General features: G+C 61.8%; 17 protein-coding genes. All 17 read left to right on the top strand.

All coding sequences use genetic code 11. The features are described 5' to 3' along the window. Positions 1 to 283 precede the first annotated feature (283 nt). The 17 genes from aceA (at position 284) to J3P86_RS09860 (ending at position 18,666) form a co-directional block, all read left to right on the top strand. On the top strand, positions 284 to 1,609 hold the full coding sequence (gene aceA / locus J3P86_RS09940) for an isocitrate lyase (RefSeq protein WP_014337679.1): 1,326 nt from the start codon (positions 284 to 286) through the stop codon (positions 1,607 to 1,609). Positions 1,610 to 2,242: 633 nt separating this feature from the next. After that, positions 2,243 to 2,656 (top strand): NADH-quinone oxidoreductase subunit A, encoded by a 414-nt coding sequence (locus J3P86_RS09935; RefSeq protein WP_030141323.1) that lies wholly within the window; start codon positions 2,243 to 2,245, stop codon positions 2,654 to 2,656. A 10-nt stretch (positions 2,657 to 2,666) separates the two neighbouring features. After that, the gene (locus tag J3P86_RS09930; RefSeq protein WP_186609323.1) at positions 2,667 to 3,341 is read left to right on the top strand and encodes a NuoB/complex I 20 kDa subunit family protein; all 675 of its coding nucleotides are present in this window, start codon (positions 2,667 to 2,669) and stop codon (positions 3,339 to 3,341) included. A gap of 72 nt (positions 3,342 to 3,413) precedes the next feature. Continuing rightward, the gene (gene nuoC, locus J3P86_RS09925; protein WP_434603708.1) at positions 3,414 to 5,195 is read left to right on the top strand and encodes an NADH-quinone oxidoreductase subunit C/D; all 1,782 of its coding nucleotides are present in this window, start codon (positions 3,414 to 3,416) and stop codon (positions 5,193 to 5,195) included. Between the two features lie 2 nt (positions 5,196 to 5,197). Then, positions 5,198 to 5,695 (top strand): NADH-quinone oxidoreductase subunit NuoE, encoded by a 498-nt coding sequence (gene nuoE, locus J3P86_RS09920; protein ID WP_003180060.1) that lies wholly within the window; start codon positions 5,198 to 5,200, stop codon positions 5,693 to 5,695. Then, entirely contained in the window at positions 5,692 to 7,050 is a 1,359-nt protein-coding gene (gene nuoF / locus J3P86_RS09915) for an NADH-quinone oxidoreductase subunit NuoF (RefSeq protein ID WP_434624706.1), read from the top strand. Before nuoE ends, nuoF begins: the two co-directional genes overlap by 4 nt. 142 nt (positions 7,051 to 7,192) lie before the next feature. Beyond that, positions 7,193 to 9,907, top strand: a complete 2,715-nt coding sequence (gene nuoG / locus J3P86_RS09910) for an NADH-quinone oxidoreductase subunit NuoG (protein WP_434700085.1) — start codon at positions 7,193 to 7,195, stop codon at positions 9,905 to 9,907. Beyond that, a complete protein-coding gene (gene nuoH, locus J3P86_RS09905) occupies positions 9,904 to 10,911 on the top strand; it encodes an NADH-quinone oxidoreductase subunit NuoH (protein ID WP_186609329.1) in 1,008 nt (335 codons plus the stop codon). Before nuoG ends, nuoH begins: the two co-directional genes overlap by 4 nt. A gap of 11 nt (positions 10,912 to 10,922) precedes the next feature. After that, a complete protein-coding gene (gene nuoI, locus J3P86_RS09900; RefSeq protein ID WP_072392816.1) occupies positions 10,923 to 11,471 on the top strand; it encodes an NADH-quinone oxidoreductase subunit NuoI in 549 nt (182 codons plus the stop codon). Between the two features lie 9 nt (positions 11,472 to 11,480). Further along, positions 11,481 to 11,981, top strand: coding sequence for an NADH-quinone oxidoreductase subunit J (gene nuoJ / locus J3P86_RS09895; RefSeq protein ID WP_030141317.1), 501 nt, complete (start codon positions 11,481 to 11,483; stop codon positions 11,979 to 11,981). 4 nt (positions 11,982 to 11,985) lie between these two features. After that, complete coding sequence (nuoK, locus tag J3P86_RS09890; protein WP_003180046.1) at positions 11,986 to 12,294, top strand: NADH-quinone oxidoreductase subunit NuoK; 309 nt, start codon at positions 11,986 to 11,988, stop codon at positions 12,292 to 12,294. Then, positions 12,291 to 14,144 carry an NADH-quinone oxidoreductase subunit L gene (gene nuoL, locus J3P86_RS09885; protein WP_434700083.1) on the top strand — a complete coding sequence of 618 codons (1,854 nt, stop codon included), beginning with the start codon at positions 12,291 to 12,293 and terminating at the stop codon, positions 14,142 to 14,144. Before nuoK ends, nuoL begins: the two co-directional genes overlap by 4 nt. 39 nt (positions 14,145 to 14,183) lie before the next feature. Next, a complete protein-coding gene (gene nuoM / locus J3P86_RS09880; protein ID WP_434569028.1) occupies positions 14,184 to 15,716 on the top strand; it encodes an NADH-quinone oxidoreductase subunit M in 1,533 nt (510 codons plus the stop codon). A gap of 7 nt (positions 15,717 to 15,723) precedes the next feature. Then, positions 15,724 to 17,187: an NADH-quinone oxidoreductase subunit NuoN gene (gene nuoN / locus J3P86_RS09875; protein WP_003203388.1), complete on the top strand. Its 1,464-nt coding sequence runs from the start codon at positions 15,724 to 15,726 to the stop codon at positions 17,185 to 17,187. A 232-nt stretch (positions 17,188 to 17,419) separates the two neighbouring features. Beyond that, a complete protein-coding gene (locus J3P86_RS09870) occupies positions 17,420 to 17,692 on the top strand; it encodes a CopG family ribbon-helix-helix protein (protein WP_434695093.1) in 273 nt (90 codons plus the stop codon). Next, positions 17,692 to 17,967 (top strand): type II toxin-antitoxin system RelE/ParE family toxin, encoded by a 276-nt coding sequence (locus J3P86_RS09865; protein WP_434674022.1) that lies wholly within the window; start codon positions 17,692 to 17,694, stop codon positions 17,965 to 17,967. The genes J3P86_RS09870 and J3P86_RS09865 overlap by 1 nt, the downstream gene beginning before the upstream one ends. A gap of 225 nt (positions 17,968 to 18,192) precedes the next feature. Further along, the gene (locus tag J3P86_RS09860) at positions 18,193 to 18,666 is read left to right on the top strand and encodes a hemerythrin domain-containing protein (protein WP_305495568.1); all 474 of its coding nucleotides are present in this window, start codon (positions 18,193 to 18,195) and stop codon (positions 18,664 to 18,666) included. Positions 18,667 to 18,669 lie beyond the last annotated feature (3 nt).

Below are 18,669 nucleotides of genomic sequence, written 5' to 3'. Positions count from 1 at the left end.
AACGAAGTTGTCCCGAGGGACGGAAGCGTAACTAGGTAACCCGGCATCACTCTGAGTTCGTATGAAGGCCCACGACGCCCGAATGCGCCCGCAGCTCGCCCCTACCTGCTCACTTTCCCCTCGAGCCCATCGTTCATCCCGTCGCCTCCCCGCCTCAACCGACTTGTACGCCAGCCTCCTGGTCAGCGAGCAGCCCTTCACACCAATGACTGGTGCGATTGACGAGCTGGAACCTTCCAGCCCGGAACGACCATCCATACAAGACGCGACGAGGTTTATTTCCATGGCACTGACACGCGAACAGCAAATTGCAGCCCTTGAAAAAGACTGGGCTGAAAACCCGCGCTGGAAAGGCGTGAAGCGCAATTATTCGGCTGCTGACGTCGTCCGTCTGCGTGGCTCGGTGCAACCTGAGCACACCTTCGCGAAAATGGGCGCCGAGAAGCTGTGGAACCTGGTCACCCAGGGCGCCAAGCCAGCCTTCCGTCCCGAGAAAGACTTCGTCAACTGCATGGGCGCCCTGACTGGCGGCCAGGCTGTGCAGCAGGTCAAGGCCGGTATCCAGGCCATCTACCTGTCGGGCTGGCAAGTGGCCGCGGACAACAACTCCGCCGAGTCCATGTACCCCGACCAGTCGCTGTACCCGGTGGACTCGGTTCCAACCGTGGTCAAGCGCATCAACAACTCGTTCCGTCGTGCCGACCAGATCCAGTGGAAAGCCGGCAAGAACCCGGGCGACGAAGGCTACATCGACTACTTCGCGCCAATCGTGGCTGACGCCGAAGCCGGTTTCGGCGGCGTACTGAACGCCTACGAACTGATGAAGAGCATGATCGAGGCAGGCGCCGCCGGCGTGCACTTCGAAGATCAGCTGGCCTCGGTGAAAAAATGCGGCCACATGGGCGGCAAGGTACTGGTTCCCACCCAGGAAGCCGTACAGAAGCTGACCGCCGCGCGCCTGGCCGCCGACGTTGCCGGCGTACCGACCATCATTCTGGCCCGTACCGACGCCAACGCCGCTGACCTGCTGACTTCCGACTGCGATCCGTACGACCAGCCGTTCGTCACCGGCACCCGTACCCAGGAAGGCTTCTACAAGGTGCGCGCCGGTCTCGACCAGGCCATCGCCCGTGGCCTGGCCTACGCCCCGTACGCCGACCTGATCTGGTGCGAAACCGCCAAGCCGGACCTGGACGAAGCTCGTCGCTTCGCCGAAGCGATCAAGAAGGAATACCCGGACCAACTGCTGTCGTACAACTGCTCGCCTTCCTTCAACTGGAAGAAGAACCTGGACGACGCGACCATCGCCAAGTTCCAGCGCGAACTGTCCGCCATGGGCTACAAGCACCAGTTCATCACCCTGGCCGGCATCCACAACATGTGGCACAGCATGTTCAACCTGGCGCACGACTACGCCCGCAACGACATGACCGCCTACGTGAAGCTGCAAGAGCAGGAGTTCGCTGACGCCGCCAAAGGCTACACCTTCGTGGCCCACCAGCAGGAAGTCGGCACCGGCTACTTCGACGACATGACCACGGTGATCCAGGGCGGTACCTCGTCGGTGACCGCACTGACCGGCTCGACCGAAGAAGAACAGTTCCACTGATTGCACGCGTAAACGGCCCTTGCGGACCGAATAAAAGCTAACCGCAAAGCCGACGATTTGAAGCCCCGACTGGTTCGGGGCTTTTTTTTGCCTATGCTATGACAGACACCCTGTTCAACCCTGTGGGAGCGAGCCTGCTCGCGAAGGCGTCATCCCAGCGGATATTACGGTGACTGTCACACCGCAATCGCGAGCAGGCTCGCTCCCACAAGGGAAATGCGCGAACCGATAAAAAGATTGATCGAACGCAGTAACGGGCAGTCTGAAAAAGAGTAAAACGGCCGGCGCTGACAACTGCGATCACCGCTATATAAGACATGTTCTCAGTTGTTGCATCGAGCCCATACGGCGATCGCAGGCCAAACAATAATAATTATCATTTGAAGGGCGTTTTCATTGTTACATCCAAAACGAAATTCCATTGTGGATTCGACAGCCAATCCCCACGGGGCCGGGCTCGCGAGGTCGTGGAGGCGCGCTATGTCCTTATTCCAATAAATAATTTCGCTATAGGAATTTTACTTGCCCGGTGTTTAGCCATAAAATCACCGCGATTGATTGCTGCGACATATCGTCACTGCGTTATTTCTTTTCAAGCTCAGAGACCTTTGCTCTCTGTTAAGGATTTCCAGCATGCCCGAAGCGACAGGACTCATGGCCCACAACTGGGGCTTTGCCATTTTCCTTCTGGGTGTTGTCGGCCTGTGTGCCTTCATGCTCGGCGTGTCGAGCCTGCTCGGGTCAAAAGCCTGGGGCCGCAGCAAGAATGAACCGTTCGAATCCGGCATGCTGCCTACCGGTGGCGCCCGCTTGCGGCTCTCAGCCAAATTCTATCTGGTCGCGATGCTCTTCGTGATCTTCGATATCGAAGCCCTTTTTCTCTTTGCATGGTCTGTGTCCGTCCGCGAAAGCGGCTGGACCGGATTCGTCGAAGCTCTCGTTTTCATAGCAATTCTGTTGGCAGGTCTTGTCTACCTTTACCGGGTGGGGGCTCTTGATTGGGCTCCGGAAGCTCGGCGCAAGCGGCAGGCGAAGCTGAAACAATGAGGCTTTGGCAATGCAATACAATCTCACCAGGATCGACCCCGATGCTCCTAACGAGCAGTATCCGATCGGCAAGCGGGAAACCGTTTCCGATCCGTTAGAGGATCAAGTTCACAAGAACATCTTCATGGGCAAGCTCGAAGACGTGCTGAACAGCACGGTCAACTGGGGTCGCAAGAACTCCCTGTGGCCGTACAACTTCGGCCTTTCGTGCTGCTACGTGGAAATGACCACCGCCTTCACGGCGCCCCACGACATCGCGCGCTTTGGCGCCGAGGTGATCCGGGCATCGCCGCGCCAGGCGGATTTCATGGTTATCGCCGGTACGCCGTTCCTGAAAATGGCTCCCATCATCCAGCGCCTGTACGAACAGATGCTGGAACCCAAGTGGGTCATTTCCATGGGCGCGTGTGCCAACTCCGGCGGCATGTACGACATTTATTCCGTGGTCCAGGGAGTCGACAAGTTCCTGCCGGTGGATGTCTACGTGCCCGGCTGCCCGCCCCGCCCCGAAGCGTTCCTGCAAGGCCTGATGCTGCTGCAGGAATCCATCGGCCAGGAGCGTCGCCCACTGTCCTGGGTCGTCGGTGATCAAGGCGTCTATCGCGCCGACATGCCGTCGCAAAAGGAACAGCGCCGCGAACAGCGAATCGCAGTCACCAACCTGCGCAGCCCCGACGAAGTCTGATCCAGCTCTGTTCTGTAGAAGAAACGAGAACCTGGCTTCATTCTTTACGTTGACCGAAAGCGATAAATAACCATGACTACAGGCAGTGCTCTGTACATCCCGCCTTACAAGGCAGACGACCAGGATGTGGTCGTCGAACTGAACAACCGCTTTGGCGCCGAGGCGTTCACCGCCCAGGCCACCCGCACCGGCATGCCGGTGCTTTGGGTTGCCCGCGCCAGGCTCATCGAAGTCCTGACTTTCCTGCGCAACCTGCCCAAGCCGTACGTCATGCTCTATGACCTGCACGGCGTGGACGAGCGCCTGCGCACCAAGCGCCAGGGTCTGCCGGGCGCCGACTTCACCGTGTTCTACCACCTGCTGTCGATCGAGCGTAATAGTGACGTAATGATCAAGGTCGCCTTGTCCGAGAGCGACCTCAGCGTGCCGACCGTGACCGGCATCTGGCCGAACGCCAACTGGTACGAGCGTGAAGTCTGGGACATGTTCGGCATCGACTTCCCCGGCCACCCGCACCTGACCCGCATCATGATGCCGCCGACCTGGGAAGGTCACCCGTTGCGCAAGGACTTCCCGGCCCGCGCCACCGAGTTCGACCCGTACAGCCTGACCCTGGCCAAGCAGCAGCTCGAGGAAGAATCCGCGCGTTTCAAGCCGGAAGACTGGGGAATGAAGCGTTCCGGCGCCAACGAGGACTACATGTTCCTCAACCTGGGCCCGAACCACCCTTCGGCCCACGGTGCGTTCCGTATCATCCTGCAACTGGACGGTGAAGAGATCGTCGATTGCGTCCCGGACATCGGCTACCACCACCGTGGCGCCGAGAAGATGGGTGAGCGTCAGTCCTGGCACAGCTATATTCCATACACCGACCGCATCGATTACCTCGGCGGCGTGATGAACAACCTGCCGTACGTCCTGTCGGTGGAAAAACTGGCGGGCATCACGGTGCCGGACCGGGTCAACGTGATCCGCATCATGATGGCCGAGTTCTTCCGGATCACCAGCCACCTGTTGTTCCTGGGTACCTATATCCAGGACGTGGGCGCCATGACGCCGGTGTTCTTCACTTTCACCGACCGCCAGAAAGCCTACACCGTGATCGAAGCCATCACCGGTTTCCGCCTGCACCCGGCCTGGTACCGCATCGGTGGCGTTGCCCACGACCTGCCGCGCGGCTGGGAAAAGCTGGTCAAGGATTTCGTCGAGTGGATGCCCAAGCGCCTGGACGAATACACCAAGGCAGCGTTGCAGAACAGCATCCTCAAGGGTCGTACCGTCGGCGTCGCCGCGTACAACACCAAGGAAGCGCTGGAATGGGGCGTCACCGGCCCGAACCTGCGCGCCACCGGCCTCGATTTCGACCTGCGCAAGGCGCGCCCGTACTCCGGCTACGAGAACTTCGAGTTCGAAGTCCCGCTGGCGTCCAGCGGCGATGCCTATGACCGCTGCCTGGTTCGCGTCGAGGAAATGCGCCAGAGCGTCAAGATCATCGAGCAATGCATGCGCAACATGCCGGAAGGCCCGTACAAGGCGGACCACCCGCTGACCACGCCGCCGCCAAAAGAGCGCACGCTGCAACACATCGAGACCCTGATCACGCACTTCCTGCAGGTTTCGTGGGGCCCGGTCATGCCGGCCAACGAATCCTTCCAGATGATCGAAGCGACCAAGGGCATCAACAGTTATTACCTGACGAGCGATGGCGGCACCATGAGCTACCGCACCCGGATTCGCACCCCAAGCTACCCGCACCTGCAGCAGATCCCTTCGGTGATCAAAGGCAGCATGGTCGCGGACTTGATCGCGTACCTGGGTAGTATCGATTTCGTTATGGCCGACGTGGACCGCTAAGCATGAACAGCACGCTTATCCAGACAGACCGTTTCGCCCTGAGCGAAACCGAGCGCTCGGCCATCGAGCACGAGCTGCATCACTACGAAGACCCGCGCGCGGCGTCGATCGAAGCCCTGAAGATTGTCCAGAAGGAACGTGGCTGGGTGCCCGATGGCGCGCTCTACGCCATCGGCGAAATCCTCGGCATTCCGGCCAGCGACGTCGAAGGTGTCGCCACGTTTTACAGCCAGATTTTCCGTCAGCCGGTCGGCCGCCACATCATTCGCGTCTGCGACAGCATGGTCTGCTACATCGGCGGCCACGAGTCGGTGGTCAGCGAAATCCAGGGCAAGCTGGGCATTGGCCTGGGCCAGACCACCGCCGACGGCCGCTTCACGCTGCTGCCGGTGTGCTGCCTGGGCAACTGCGACAAGGCACCGGCGCTGATGATCGACGACGACACCTTCGGTGACGTCAAGCCGGATGGCGTCGCCAAACTGCTGGAGGGCTACGTATGACCCTGACTTCCTTCGGGCCCGCCAACCGCATCCAGCGTTCGGCCGAAACCCATCCCCTGACCTGGCGCCTGCGTGACGATGGCGAGGCGGTGTGGCTGGACGAATACCAGGCGAAGAACGGCTATGCCGCCGCGCGCAAGGCGTTCGCCGACATGGCCGCCGACGACATCGTCCAGACCGTGAAAGACGCCGGCCTCAAGGGCCGTGGCGGCGCGGGCTTCCCCACGGGTGTGAAGTGGGGCCTGATGCCCAAGGACGAGTCCATCAACATCCGCTACCTGCTGTGCAACGCGGACGAGATGGAACCCAACACCTGGAAAGACCGCATGCTGATGGAGCAACTGCCCCATCTGCTGATCGAAGGCATGCTGATCAGTGCCCGCGCGCTGAAAACCTACCGTGGCTACATCTTCCTGCGCGGCGAATACACCACCGCCGCCAGGCACCTGAACCGTGCCGTCGAAGAAGCCAAGGCCGCAGGCCTGCTGGGCAAGAACATCCTGGGCTCGGGTTTTGATTTCGAGCTGTTCGTCCACACCGGCGCCGGGCGCTACATCTGCGGTGAAGAAACCGCCCTGATCAACTCCCTCGAAGGCCGCCGCGCCAACCCGCGCTCCAAGCCGCCCTTCCCCGCCGCTGTTGGCGTGTGGGGCAAGCCGACCTGCGTGAACAACGTCGAGACCTTGTGCAACGTGCCGGCGATCATCGCCGACGGCGTGGACTGGTACAAATCCCTGGCCCGTGACGGCAGCGAAGACATGGGCACCAAGCTCATGGGCTTCTCCGGCAAGGTCAAGAACCCTGGCCTGTGGGAACTGCCGTTCGGCGTCACCGCGCGCGAGCTGTTCGAGGACTACGCCGGCGGCATGCGCGACGGCTACAAGCTCAAGTGCTGGCAGCCCGGCGGCGCCGGTACCGGTTTCCTGTTGCCGGAACACCTTGACGCACAAATGTACGCCGGCGGCATCGCCAAGGTCGGCACCCGGATGGGTACCGGCCTGGCGATGGCGGTGGACGACAGCGTCAACATGGTCTCCCTGCTGCGCAACATGGAGCAGTTTTTCGCCCGCGAGTCCTGCGGTTTCTGCACCCCTTGCCGCGACGGCCTGCCATGGAGCGTCAAGCTGCTGATGGCCCTCGAGAACGGCCAGGGCCAGGCCGGCGACATCGAGACCCTGCTGGGGCTGGTCGGTTTCCTCGGCCCAGGCAAGACCTTCTGTGCTCACGCACCGGGTGCCGTGGAGCCGTTGGGCAGCGCAATCAAATACTTCCGCCCTGAGTTCGAGGCCGGCATCGCGCCAACCCGCGCGGGCGATCTCAATCAGGTGGTCACGCCGACCATGGTCGGCGCGTAACGACGCTTAACAAGGCGAAGGGTCCGTGCCCTTCGCCTTTCGTTCGATGACGCCTTTTCACCGAGGCTGTTTGGATTCGGACGAACAACAAGATTCCATTAGCCACGCCCGCTGACACCGGGCCAACGAAGAACTTTGAACCATGGCCACTATCCACGTAGACGGCAAAGAGCTCGAAGTCGATGGCGCAGACAACCTGTTACAGGCATGTCTGTCGCTGGGCCTCGACATTCCTTATTTCTGCTGGCACCCCGCCCTTGGCAGCGTTGGCGCCTGTCGCCAGTGCGCGGTCAAGCAGTACACCGACGAAAACGACAAGCGTGGTCGGATCGTCATGTCCTGCATGACCCCCGCCACCGACGGCAGCTGGATCTCCATCGACGACGAAGAAGCGAAAGTGTTTCGCGCCAGCGTCGTCGAATGGCTGATGACCAACCACCCTCACGACTGCCCGGTCTGTGAGGAAGGCGGCCATTGCCACCTGCAAGACATGACCGTGATGACCGGCCACAACGAGCGCCGTTATCGCTTCACCAAGCGCACCCACCAGAACCAGGACCTCGGCCCGTTCATTTCCCACGAGATGAACCGCTGCATCGCCTGCTACCGTTGCGTGCGTTTCTACAAGGACTACGCCGGCGGCACCGACCTCGGTGTGTTCGGCGCCCACGACAACGTGTACTTCGGTCGCGTTGAAGACGGCACCCTGGAAAGCGAGTTCTCCGGCAACCTCACCGAGGTCTGCCCGACCGGTGTGTTCACCGACAAGACTCACTCCGAGCGCTACAACCGCAAGTGGGACATGCAGTTCTCGCCAAGCATCTGCCACGGCTGCTCCAGCGGCTGCAACATCAGCCCGGGCGAACGCTACGGCGAACTACGTCGCATCGAGAACCGCTACAACGGTTCGGTGAACCAGTATTTCCTCTGCGACCGTGGCCGTTTCGGCTATGGCTACGTCAATCGCAAGGACCGCCCGCGCCAGCCGCTGCTCGCCAATGGCGCCAAGCTGAGCCTGGACGAAGCCCTGGACAAGGCCGCCGAACTGCTGCGCGGTCGCAACATTGTCGGCATCGGTTCGCCACGGGCCAGCCTGGAAAGCAACTACGCCCTGCGTGAGCTGGTCGGTGCCGAGCACTTCTACAGCGGCATCGAAGCCGGCGAGCTGGAACGTATTCGCCTGGTGCTGCAAGTGCTCAAGGACAGCCCGCTGCCCGTGCCGACGATGCGCGACATCGAAGATCACGATGCGGTGTTCGTCCTCGGCGAAGACCTGACCCAGACCGCCGCCCGCATGGCCCTGGCCCTGCGCCAGTCGGTAAAAGGCAAGGCCGAGGACATGGCCGACGCCATGCGCGTCCAGCCATGGCTCGACGCTGCGGTGAAGAACATCGGCCAGGACGCGCTGAACCCGCTGTTCATCGCCAGCCTCGCTGAAACCAAGCTCGACGACGTCGCCGAAGAATGCGTCCACGCCGCTCCGGACGACCTCGCGCGCATCGGTTTTGCCGTCGCCCACGCCCTGGACGCCAGCGCCCCGGCCGTCGACGGCCTGGACAGCGAAGCCGCCGGCCTGGCCCAGCGCATCGCCGACGCCCTGCTGGCGGCCAAGCGTCCATTGATCATCGCCGGCACCTCGCTGGGTTCCAAGGCGCTGATCGAAGCCGCCGCCAACATCGCCAAGGCCCTGAAGCTGCGCGAGAAGAACGGTTCCATCAGCCTGGTCGTGCCGGAAGCCAACAGCCTCGGCCTGGCCATGCTCGGTGGCGAATCGGTCGATGCCGCCCTGCAAGCAGTGATCGACGGCAGCGCCGATGCCATCGTGGTGCTGGAGAACGACCTGTTCACCCGCACCGACAATGCCAAGGTCGATGCTGCGCTGAACGCTGCCAAGGTAGTGATCGTCGCCGACCATCAGAAAACCGCCACCACCGACCGCGCCGACCTGGTGCTGCCGGCGGCGAGCTTCGCCGAAGGCGACGGTACGCTGGTCAGCCAGGAAGGTCGCGCCCAGCGCTTCTTCCAGGTCTTTGACCCGCAATACCTGGACGCCAGCATCCTGGTCCACGAAGGCTGGCGCTGGCTGCATGCCTTGCGCGCGACCCTGCTGAACCAGCCGATCGACTGGACCCAGCTGGACCACGTCACCGCGGCCGTCGCTTCGAGCAGCCCGCAGTTGAGCCGCATCGTCGACGCCGCGCCGTCCGCCGCGTTCCGCATCAAGGGCCTGAAGCTGGCGCGCGAACCGCTGCGCTACTCCGGTCGCACCGCGATGCGCGCGAACATTAGCGTGCACGAACCGCGTATGCCGCAGGACCAGGACACCGCGTTCGCCTTCTCCATGGAAGGTTACTCGGGCTCCGCCGAACCGCGCTCCCAGGTGCCGTTCGCCTGGTCGCCGGGCTGGAACTCGCCGCAAGCCTGGAACAAGTTCCAGGACGAAGTCGGCGGTCACCTGCGCGCCGGTGATCCGGGCACCCGCCTGATCGAAAGCCAGGGCGATGGCCTCGGCTGGTTCGCCAGCGTGCCACGCGCCTTCAATCCGGCACCGGGCACCTGGCAGGTCGTGCCGTTCCATCACCTGTTCGGCAGTGAAGAGAACTCTTCCAAGGCCGAGCCGGTGCAGGAGCGCATCCCGGCGGCCTACGTGTCGCTGGCCAAGTCCGAAGCCGATCGCCTGGGCGTCAACGATGGCGCCTTGCTGAGCCTGAACGTTGCGGGCCGGACCTTGCGTCTGCCACTGCGCATCAATGAAGAACTGGGCGCCGGCCTGGTGGCCCTGCCGGCTGGCCTGGCGGGCATTCCACCGGCGATTTTCGGCAAGACTGTCGACGGTCTGCAGGAGGCAGCGCAATGAGCTGGTTCACCCCTGAAGTGATCGCGGTGATCCTGACGGTCCTCAAGGCCATCGTGATCCTGCTGGCCGTGGTGGTCTGCGGCGCGTTGCTGAGCTTCGTCGAACGTCGCCTGCTCGGCTGGTGGCAGGACCGCTACGGTCCGAACCGCGTCGGCCCGTTCGGCATGTTCCAGATCGCCGCCGACATGATCAAGATGTTCTTCAAGGAAGACTGGACGCCACCGTTTGCCGACAAGGTGATTTTCACCCTGGCACCGGTCGTGGCCATGAGCGCCTTGCTGATCGCCTTCGCGGTCATCCCGATCACCCCGACCTGGGGCGTGGCGGACCTGAACATCGGCCTGCTGTTCTTCTTCGCCATGGCCGGTCTGTCGGTGTACGCGGTGCTGTTCGCCGGTTGGTCGAGCAACAACAAGTTCGCCCTGCTCGGCAGCCTGCGGGCCTCGGCCCAGACCGTGTCCTATGAAGTGTTCATGGGCCTGTCGCTGATGGGCATCGTGATCCAGGCCGGCTCGTTCAACATGCGCGACATCGTCGAGTACCAGGCCCAGAACCTGTGGTTCATCATTCCGCAGTTCTTCGGTTTCTGTACCTTCTTCATCGCCGGCGTGGCCGTGACTCACCGTCACCCGTTCGACCAGCCGGAAGCGGAACAGGAACTGGCCGACGGTTACCACATTGAATATGCCGGCATGAAATGGGGCATGTTCTTCGTTGGCGAGTACATCGGCATCATCCTGATCTCGGCGCTGCTGGTAACGCTGTTCTTCGGTGGCTGGCACGGTCCGTTCGGCATCCTGCCGCAACTGTCCTTCGTCTGGTTCGCCCTGAAGACCGCGTTCTTCATCATGCTGTTCGTTCTGCTGCGCGCCTCGATCCCGCGCCCACGCTACGACCAGGTGATGGACTTCAGCTGGAAATTCTGCCTGCCGCTGACCCTGATCAACATGCTGGTGACCGCTGCGATCGTTTTGATGAACGCGCCTGCGGCCGCGGTTCAGTGAGGATTTGACCCATGTTCAAATATATTGGCGACATCGTTAAGGGTACCGGTACCCAACTGCGAAGCCTGGTCATGATCTTCGGCCATGGCTTTCGCAAGCGCGACACCCTGCAATACCCGGAAGAAGCGGTCTACCTGGCGCCGCGTTATCGCGGCCGTATCGTCCTGACCCGCGACCCCGACGGTGAGGAACGCTGCGTGGCCTGCAACCTGTGCGCCGTGGCGTGCCCGGTAGGTTGCATCTCGCTGCAGAAAGCCGAGACCGAAGACGGTCGCTGGTACCCGGACTTCTTCCGTATCAACTTCTCGCGCTGCATTTTCTGCGGGTTGTGCGAGGAAGCGTGCCCGACCACCGCGATCCAGCTCACGCCGGATTTCGAAATGGCCGACTTCAAGCGTCAGGACCTGGTGTACGAGAAAGAAGACTTGCTGATTTCCGGTCCCGGTAAAAACCCTGATTACAACTTCTATCGTGTTGCAGGTATGGCCATTGCCGGTAAGCCGAAAGGCGCCGCGCAGAACGAAGCCGAACCGATCAACGTGAAGAGCTTGCTGCCTTAAGGAAGAAAGATGGAATTCGCTTTCTATTTCGCATCGGGTATCGCGGTGGTGTCCACGCTTCGTGTGGTCACCAACACCAATCCTGTGCACGCCCTGCTCTACCTGATCATTTCGCTGATCGCCGTGGCCATGACCTTTTTCGCTCTCGGAGCACCGTTCGCCGGTGCCCTGGAAGTGATCGCCTACGCCGGCGCCATCATGGTGCTGTTCGTATTCGTGGTGATGATGCTCAACCTGGGTCCGGCGGCCGTCCAGCAGGAACGCTCCTGGCTCAAGCCGGGCATCTGGGCCGGACCGGTGATTCTCTCCGCGCTGCTGCTGGGTGAACTGCTGTATGTGCTGTTCGCCCACCAGAGCGGCCAGGCCATCGGCCACACCACCGTAGGCGCCAAGGCCGTGGGCATCAGCCTGTTCGGTCCGTACCTGCTGGTGGTCGAACTCGCCTCGATGCTGCTGCTTGCCGCAGTCGTCACGGCGTTCCATTTGGGCCGTAACGAGGCGAAGGAGTAATCACATGCCTGCTATCCCTCTCGAGCATGGTCTGGCGGTTGCCGGCATCCTGTTCTGTCTCGGTCTGGTCGGCCTGATGGTCCGCCGCAACATTCTGTTCGTGCTGATGAGCCTGGAGGTCATGATGAATGCCTCCGCCCTGGCCTTCATCGTCGCGGGCGCGCGCTGGGCGCAACCGGATGGACAGATCATGTTCATCCTGGTGATCAGCCTGGCAGCCGCCGAGGCCAGTATCGGCCTGGCGATCCTGTTGCAGCTGTACCGCCGCTTCCACACTCTCGATATTGACGCTGCCAGCGAGATGCGCGGATGAACCTTCTCTTCCTGACTTTCGTATTTCCCCTCATCGGTTTCCTGCTGCTGTCTTTCTCCCGTGGACGCTGGTCGGAAAACCTTTCGGCGCTGGTCGGCGTGGGCTCGATCGGCCTGTCCGCCCTCATCACCGCCTACGTGATCTGGCAATTCAACGTCGCCCCACCGGAAGGTGGCCGGTACGTGCAGGTGCTGTGGCAGTGGATGGCGGTGGAAGGCTTCACGCCGAACTTCGCCCTCTACCTGGACGGCCTGTCAGTGACCATGCTTGGCGTGGTGGTCGGCGTGGGTTTCCTGATCCACCTGTTCGCCTCCTGGTACATGCGCGGTGAAGCCGGTTACTCGCGCTTCTTCGCCTACACCAACCTGTTCATCGCCAGCATGCTGTTCCTGGTACTCGGCGATAACCTGTTGTTCCTGTACTTCGGCTGGGAAGGCGTGGGCCTGTGCTCGTACCTGTTGATCGGTTTCTACTACAGCAACCGCAACAACGGTAACGCCGCGCTCAAGGCATTCATCGTGACCCGCATCGGCGACGTGTTCATGGCCATCGGCCTGTTCATCCTGTTCCAGCAACTGGGCACGCTGAACATCCAGGAGCTGCTGGTTCGTGCTCCGGAGCACTTCAAGGCCGGCGACTTCTGGATCGTCCTGGCGACCCTGATGCTGCTGGGCGGTGCTGTCGGTAAATCCGCGCAACTGCCGCTGCAGACCTGGCTGGCGGACGCGATGGCCGGCCCGACCCCGGTTTCGGCACTGATCCACGCCGCGACCATGGTCACCGCAGGCGTCTACCTGATCGCCCGTACCCATGGCCTGTTCGCCCTGGCGCCGGACATCCTGCACCTGGTCGGCCTTGTTGGCGGCGTGACCCTGGTGCTGGCCGGTTTTGCCGCGCTGGTGCAGACCGACATCAAGCGTATCCTCGCCTACTCGACCATGAGCCAGATCGGCTACATGTTCCTGGCCCTGGGTGTCGGCGCCTGGGAAGGCGCGATCTTCCACCTGATGACCCACGCGTTCTTCAAGGCCCTGCTGTTCCTTGCCTCCGGTGCGGTGATCGTTGCCTGCCACCACGAGCAGAACATCTTCAAGATGGGCGGCCTGTGGAAAAAACTGCCGTTGGCCTACGCCAGCTTCATCGTTGGCGGCGCGGCCCTGGCGGCCCTGCCACTGGTCACCGCCGGTTTCTACTCCAAGGACGAAATCCTCTGGGAAGCGTTCGCCAGCGGTAACCAGGGTCTGCTCTATGCCGGCCTGGTGGGTGCGTTCATGACTTCGCTGTACACCTTCCGCCTGATCTTCATCGCGTTCCACGGTGAAGCCAAGACCGAAGCCCACGCCGGCCACGGCATCGCCCATTGGCTGCCGCTGTCGGTGCTGATCGTGCTGTCGACCTTTGTCGGCGCAATGATCACCCCACCGCTGGCCGATGTGCTGCCGCAAAGCGTCGGCCATGCCGGCGGCGAAGCCAAGCACAGCCTGGAAATCGCCTCGGGTGCCATCGCCCTGGCGGGGATCCTGCTGGCCGCCCTGCTGTTCCTTGGCAAGCGCCGCTTCGTCACGGCCATCGCCAACAGCGGCATCGGGCGTTTCCTCTCGGCCTGGTGGTTCGCCGCCTGGGGCTTCGACTGGATCTACGACAAACTGTTCGTCAAGCCATACCTTGCGATCAGCCACATTCTGCGCAAAGACCCGCTCGACCAGACCATTGGCCTGATCCCGCGCATGGCCAAGGGCGGCCACACCGCCCTGAGCCGTACCGAGACCGGTCAACTGCGTTGGTATGCGGCTTCCATGGCGGCTGGCGCCGTGCTGGTTATCGGCGCCATCGTGCTGGTAGCGGTCTGATATGAACCTTGCGAACTTGCGAAAGGAAACGAGCCCGTCATGATTCTGCCCTGGCTAATCCTGATCCCCTTCATCGGCGGCCTGCTGTGCTGGATGGCGGAGCGTTCCAGCTCTACCCTCCCGCGCTGGATTGCGCTGCTGACCATGTCCCTGGAACTCGCGCTCGGCCTCTGGCTGTGGGCGACCGGCGACTATTCATTTGCACCGGCGCCTGGCGCCGATCCGACCTGGGCGCTTGAGTTCAAGCACACCTGGATCGAGCGCTTCGGCATCAGCGTGCACCTGGCCCTCGACGGCCTGTCGCTGCTGATGATCCTGCTGACCGGCCTGCTGGGTATTCTCTCGGTACTCTGCTCCTGGAAAGAGATCCAGCGTCACGTCGGTTTCTTCCACCTGAACCTGATGTGGATCCTGGGCGGTGTCGTCGGCGTGTTCCTGGCGCTGGACCTGTTCATGTTCTTCTTCTTCTGGGAAATGATGCTGGTGCCGATGTACTTCCTCATCGCGCTCTGGGGTCACAGTTCTTCGGACGGCAAGAAAACCAGGATCTACGCGGCGACCAAGTTCTTCATCTTCACCCAGGCTTCCGGCCTGATCATGCTGGTGGCGATCCTTGGCCTGGTGCTGGTGAACTTCAACAATACTGGCGTGATTACCTTCAATTACGCCGACCTGTTGAAAGTGCAGATGTCGCGCACCACCGAATACGTGCTGATGCTGGGCTTCTTCATCGCCTTCGCGGTGAAGCTGCCGGTGGTGCCGTTCCACTCCTGGCTGCCGGACGCCCACGCCCAGGCACCGACCGCCGGTTCCGTGGACCTGGCCGGTATCCTGTTGAAAACGGCGGCCTACGGCCTCCTGCGTTTCGCCCTGCCGCTGTTCCCGAATGCCTCGGCGGAGTTCGCGCCGATTGCCATGACCCTGGGCCTGATCGGGATTTTCTACGGTGCGTTCCTGGCATTTGCCCAGAGCGATATCAAGCGCCTGATCGCCTTCTCCAGCGTCTCGCACATGGGCTTCGTGCTGATCGGGATCTACTCCGGCAGCCAGCTGGCCCTGCAAGGCGCGGTGATCCAGATGCTCGCCCACGGCCTGTCGGCCGCGGCGCTGTTTATCCTCAGCGGTCAGTTGTACGAGCGCCTGCACACCCGGGACATGCGTGAAATGGGCGGCATCTGGTCGCGCATCGCCTACCTGCCGGCCATCAGCCTGTTCTTCGCGGCCGCTTCCCTGGGTCTGCCAGGCACCGGCAACTTCGTCGGCGAGTTCCTGATCCTGATCGGCTCGTTCGTCAGCGCACCGTGGATCACCGCGATCGCGACGTCCGGCCTGGTGTTCGGTTCGGTCTACTCGCTGATCATGATCCACCGCGCCTACTTCGGTCCGGCCAAGTCGGACGAAGTGTTGCGGGGCATGGACGGTCGCGAACTGATCATGGTGCTCGGCCTTGCGGTGCTGCTGGTTTACCTCGGCGTCTACCCGCAACCGTTCCTCGACACCTCTGCCGCCACGATGCATGGCGTGCAGCAGTGGCTCGGCACCGCCTTCTCTCAACTCGCTTCGGCCCGGTAAGAGCGCTATGGAATTCACGATTCAACACTTTATCGCGCTTGCGCCGCTGTTGATCACCAGCGCCACGATCATCGTGGTGATGCTGGCGATCGCCTGGCGGCGCAATCACTCGCAGACCTTCCTGCTGTCGGTGGCGGGGCTGAACCTGGCCTTGCTGTCGATCCTGCCGGCCCTGAAAGTCGCGCCATTGGCGGTCACGCCACTGATCCAGATCGACAGCTTCGCCTGCCTGTACATGGCGCTGATCCTGGTCGCCACCCTCGCCTGCGTCACCCTCGCCCACGCCTACCTGGGTGACGGCGGTTCGGGTTACCCGGGCAACCGCGAAGAACTGTACCTGCTGATCCTGATGGCCGCCGCCGGTGGCCTGGTCCTGGTCAGCGCGCAGCACCTGGCCAGCCTGTTCATTGGCCTGGAGCTGCTGTCGGTACCGGTCTACGGCCTGGTGGCCTATGCCTTCTTCAACAAGCGCTCCCTGGAAGCCGGCATCAAGTACATGGTGCTGTCGGCGGCCGGTTCCGCGTTCCTGTTGTTCGGCATGGCCCTGCTCTACGCCGAAGCCGGCACCCTGAGCTTCGTCGGCATCGGCCAGGCCCTGGCGGCCACCGGCCTGCCTAGCCCGATCGCGCAACTGGGCCTGGGCATGATGCTGATCGGCCTGGCGTTCAAGTTGTCGCTGGTGCCCTTCCACCTCTGGACCCCGGACGTCTACGAAGGCGCCCCGGCGCCGGTGGCGGCGTTCCTGGCTACCGCTTCGAAAGTGGCGGTGTTCGCGGTGATGGTGCGACTGTTCCAGATCTCGCCAGTGGCCAGCAGCGGTGTCCTGAGCAATGTGCTGACGATCATCGCCATCGCGTCGATCCTGTTTGGCAACCTGCTGGCGCTGACCCAGAGCAACCTCAAGCGTCTGCTCGGTTACTCGTCCATCGCCCACTTCGGCTACCTGCTGATCGCCCTGATCGCCAGCAAAGGCCTGGCCGTGGAAGCCATCGGCGTGTATCTGGTGACCTACGTGATCACCAGCCTCGGCGCCTTCGGCGTGATCACCCTGATGTCCTCGCCGTACAACGGCCGCGACGCCGACGCCCTGTACGAGTACCGCGGCCTGTTCTGGCGCCGTCCGTACCTGACCGCCGTGCTGACCGTGATGATGCTGTCCCTGGCCGGCATCCCGCTGACCGCCGGCTTCATCGGCAAGTTCTACATCATCGCCACCGGCGTCGAGGCCCACCAATGGTGGCTGGTCGGCTCCCTGGTGCTGGGCAGTGCCATCGGCGTGTTCTACTACCTGCGCGTGATGGTCACCCTGTACCTGATGGAACCCAACCTGCGTCGTCACGATGCCGAGCTGCACTGGGAACAGAAGGCAGGCGGCGTGATGCTGCTGGCCATCGCGGTGTTGGCGTTCTTCCTCGGTGTGTACCCGCAGCCGTTGCTGACGCTGGTCCAGCAGGCGGGCCTGACCGGCTGATCGCCTGAGCGTCATCGCTGACAAATGCCCGTATCGTGAGATGCGGGCATTTTTTTTGAGCTGGATTTGAAACCGTGGCGAGGGAGCTTGCTCCCTCGCCACGGTTTGGTGGTTTTCCGAGATTGTTATTAGGTTTGATTAATTTTTTGGCAGATTAAATCGCAACCACTCATCTATAATCATCGCCCTAGAAGACTGGCTTGCACAGCCAACCGCCAAGGAGAATTCCGTCATGACAACCACCACGAAAACCCGGTCGGTCACCGCTCATGTCCCGGTGGACCTGGCTGAAAAAGTCGACCTGATGGCCGAGCGCCTGGAGCGCTCCAGGAACTGGATCGTCAAACAAGCGCTATCTGCCTGGATCGAACAGGAGGAGGAACGCAGCCGTCTGACTCATGAGGCATTGGCCGATGTTGACGCTGGCCGCGTGGTTGATCACCAGGCTGTCCAGGCTTGGGCCGACAGTCTCAGCACCGACACCCCGTTACCGGTACCGCGCTGATGGAGTTGAAGTGGACCAGCAAGGCGCTTTCCGACATCGCCCGACTTTATGAATTTCTGGCGCTGGTGAATCAACCCGCCGCCGCGCGAACGGTACAACAGCTCACGGCGGCGCCGACCGCTCTGCTGACCAACCCACGCATGGGTGAACGCCTGGAAGAGTTCGACCCTCGGAACGTGCGCAGAATCCAGGTCGGCCCCTACGAAATGCGCTATGAAATAATCGGCTCCACCCTTTACCTGCTACGCCTGTGGCACACACGCGAAGATCGATGACCTGGGCTCGATCAGCCACCAACACCCGCGGCAGCGCAAAGTGCAAGGCGTTTTCAGCGGGCCTCATGCAGCCTGCACGATGGCGAAAATCCTCGATAATTTAAGTCATTGATTACAAAGAATTTTATCAAGCGGCTCGGCTGGCACGGTGGATGCACCTGTCCTTGTTACGTGGCGTCGGCGCTTGAAGCCGGCCCGCATCCGTGAATGACCGAGGAGCAACACATGAACGCCATCGACCTGTTGAAAGCGGACCATGAACGCGTGAAGGGCATCCTGTCCCAGTTGAGCGAATCAACCGACCGCGCCATCAAGAAACGCACCGAACTGTTGGCCAAGCTGGAAATGGAAGTGTCTATCCATACCCGCCTGGAAGAAGAAATCCTTTATCCGGCCTTCAAACAGGAAGGCGGCAAGGACGAAGCCGAGATGTACTACGAAGCCAAGGAAGAGCACCGCACCGTCGATTCCCTGGTGCTACCCGACCTGAAAAACACCGACCCTTCCCAGCCTGAGTTCGCCGGTCGCGTGAAAGTGGTCAAGGAGCTGCTCGAGCATCACATCGAAGAAGAAGAGGAAGAAATGTTCCCTAAAGCCGAAGAAATCCTCGGCAAGGCCAAGCTCGAAGAACTGGGCAACCAGATGGAAGCCGTGAAGGCCCAGTACAAAAAAGAGTTCACCGCCAACCTGGCTGCCTGATCA

The sequence above is a fragment of the Pseudomonas sp. D1-1 genome (assembly GCF_051132225.1).
Taxonomy (GTDB): domain Bacteria; phylum Pseudomonadota; class Gammaproteobacteria; order Pseudomonadales; family Pseudomonadaceae; genus Aquipseudomonas.
Note: the sequence above shows the minus strand (reverse complement) of the source record. Positions and strands in the feature narration are given on the sequence as shown.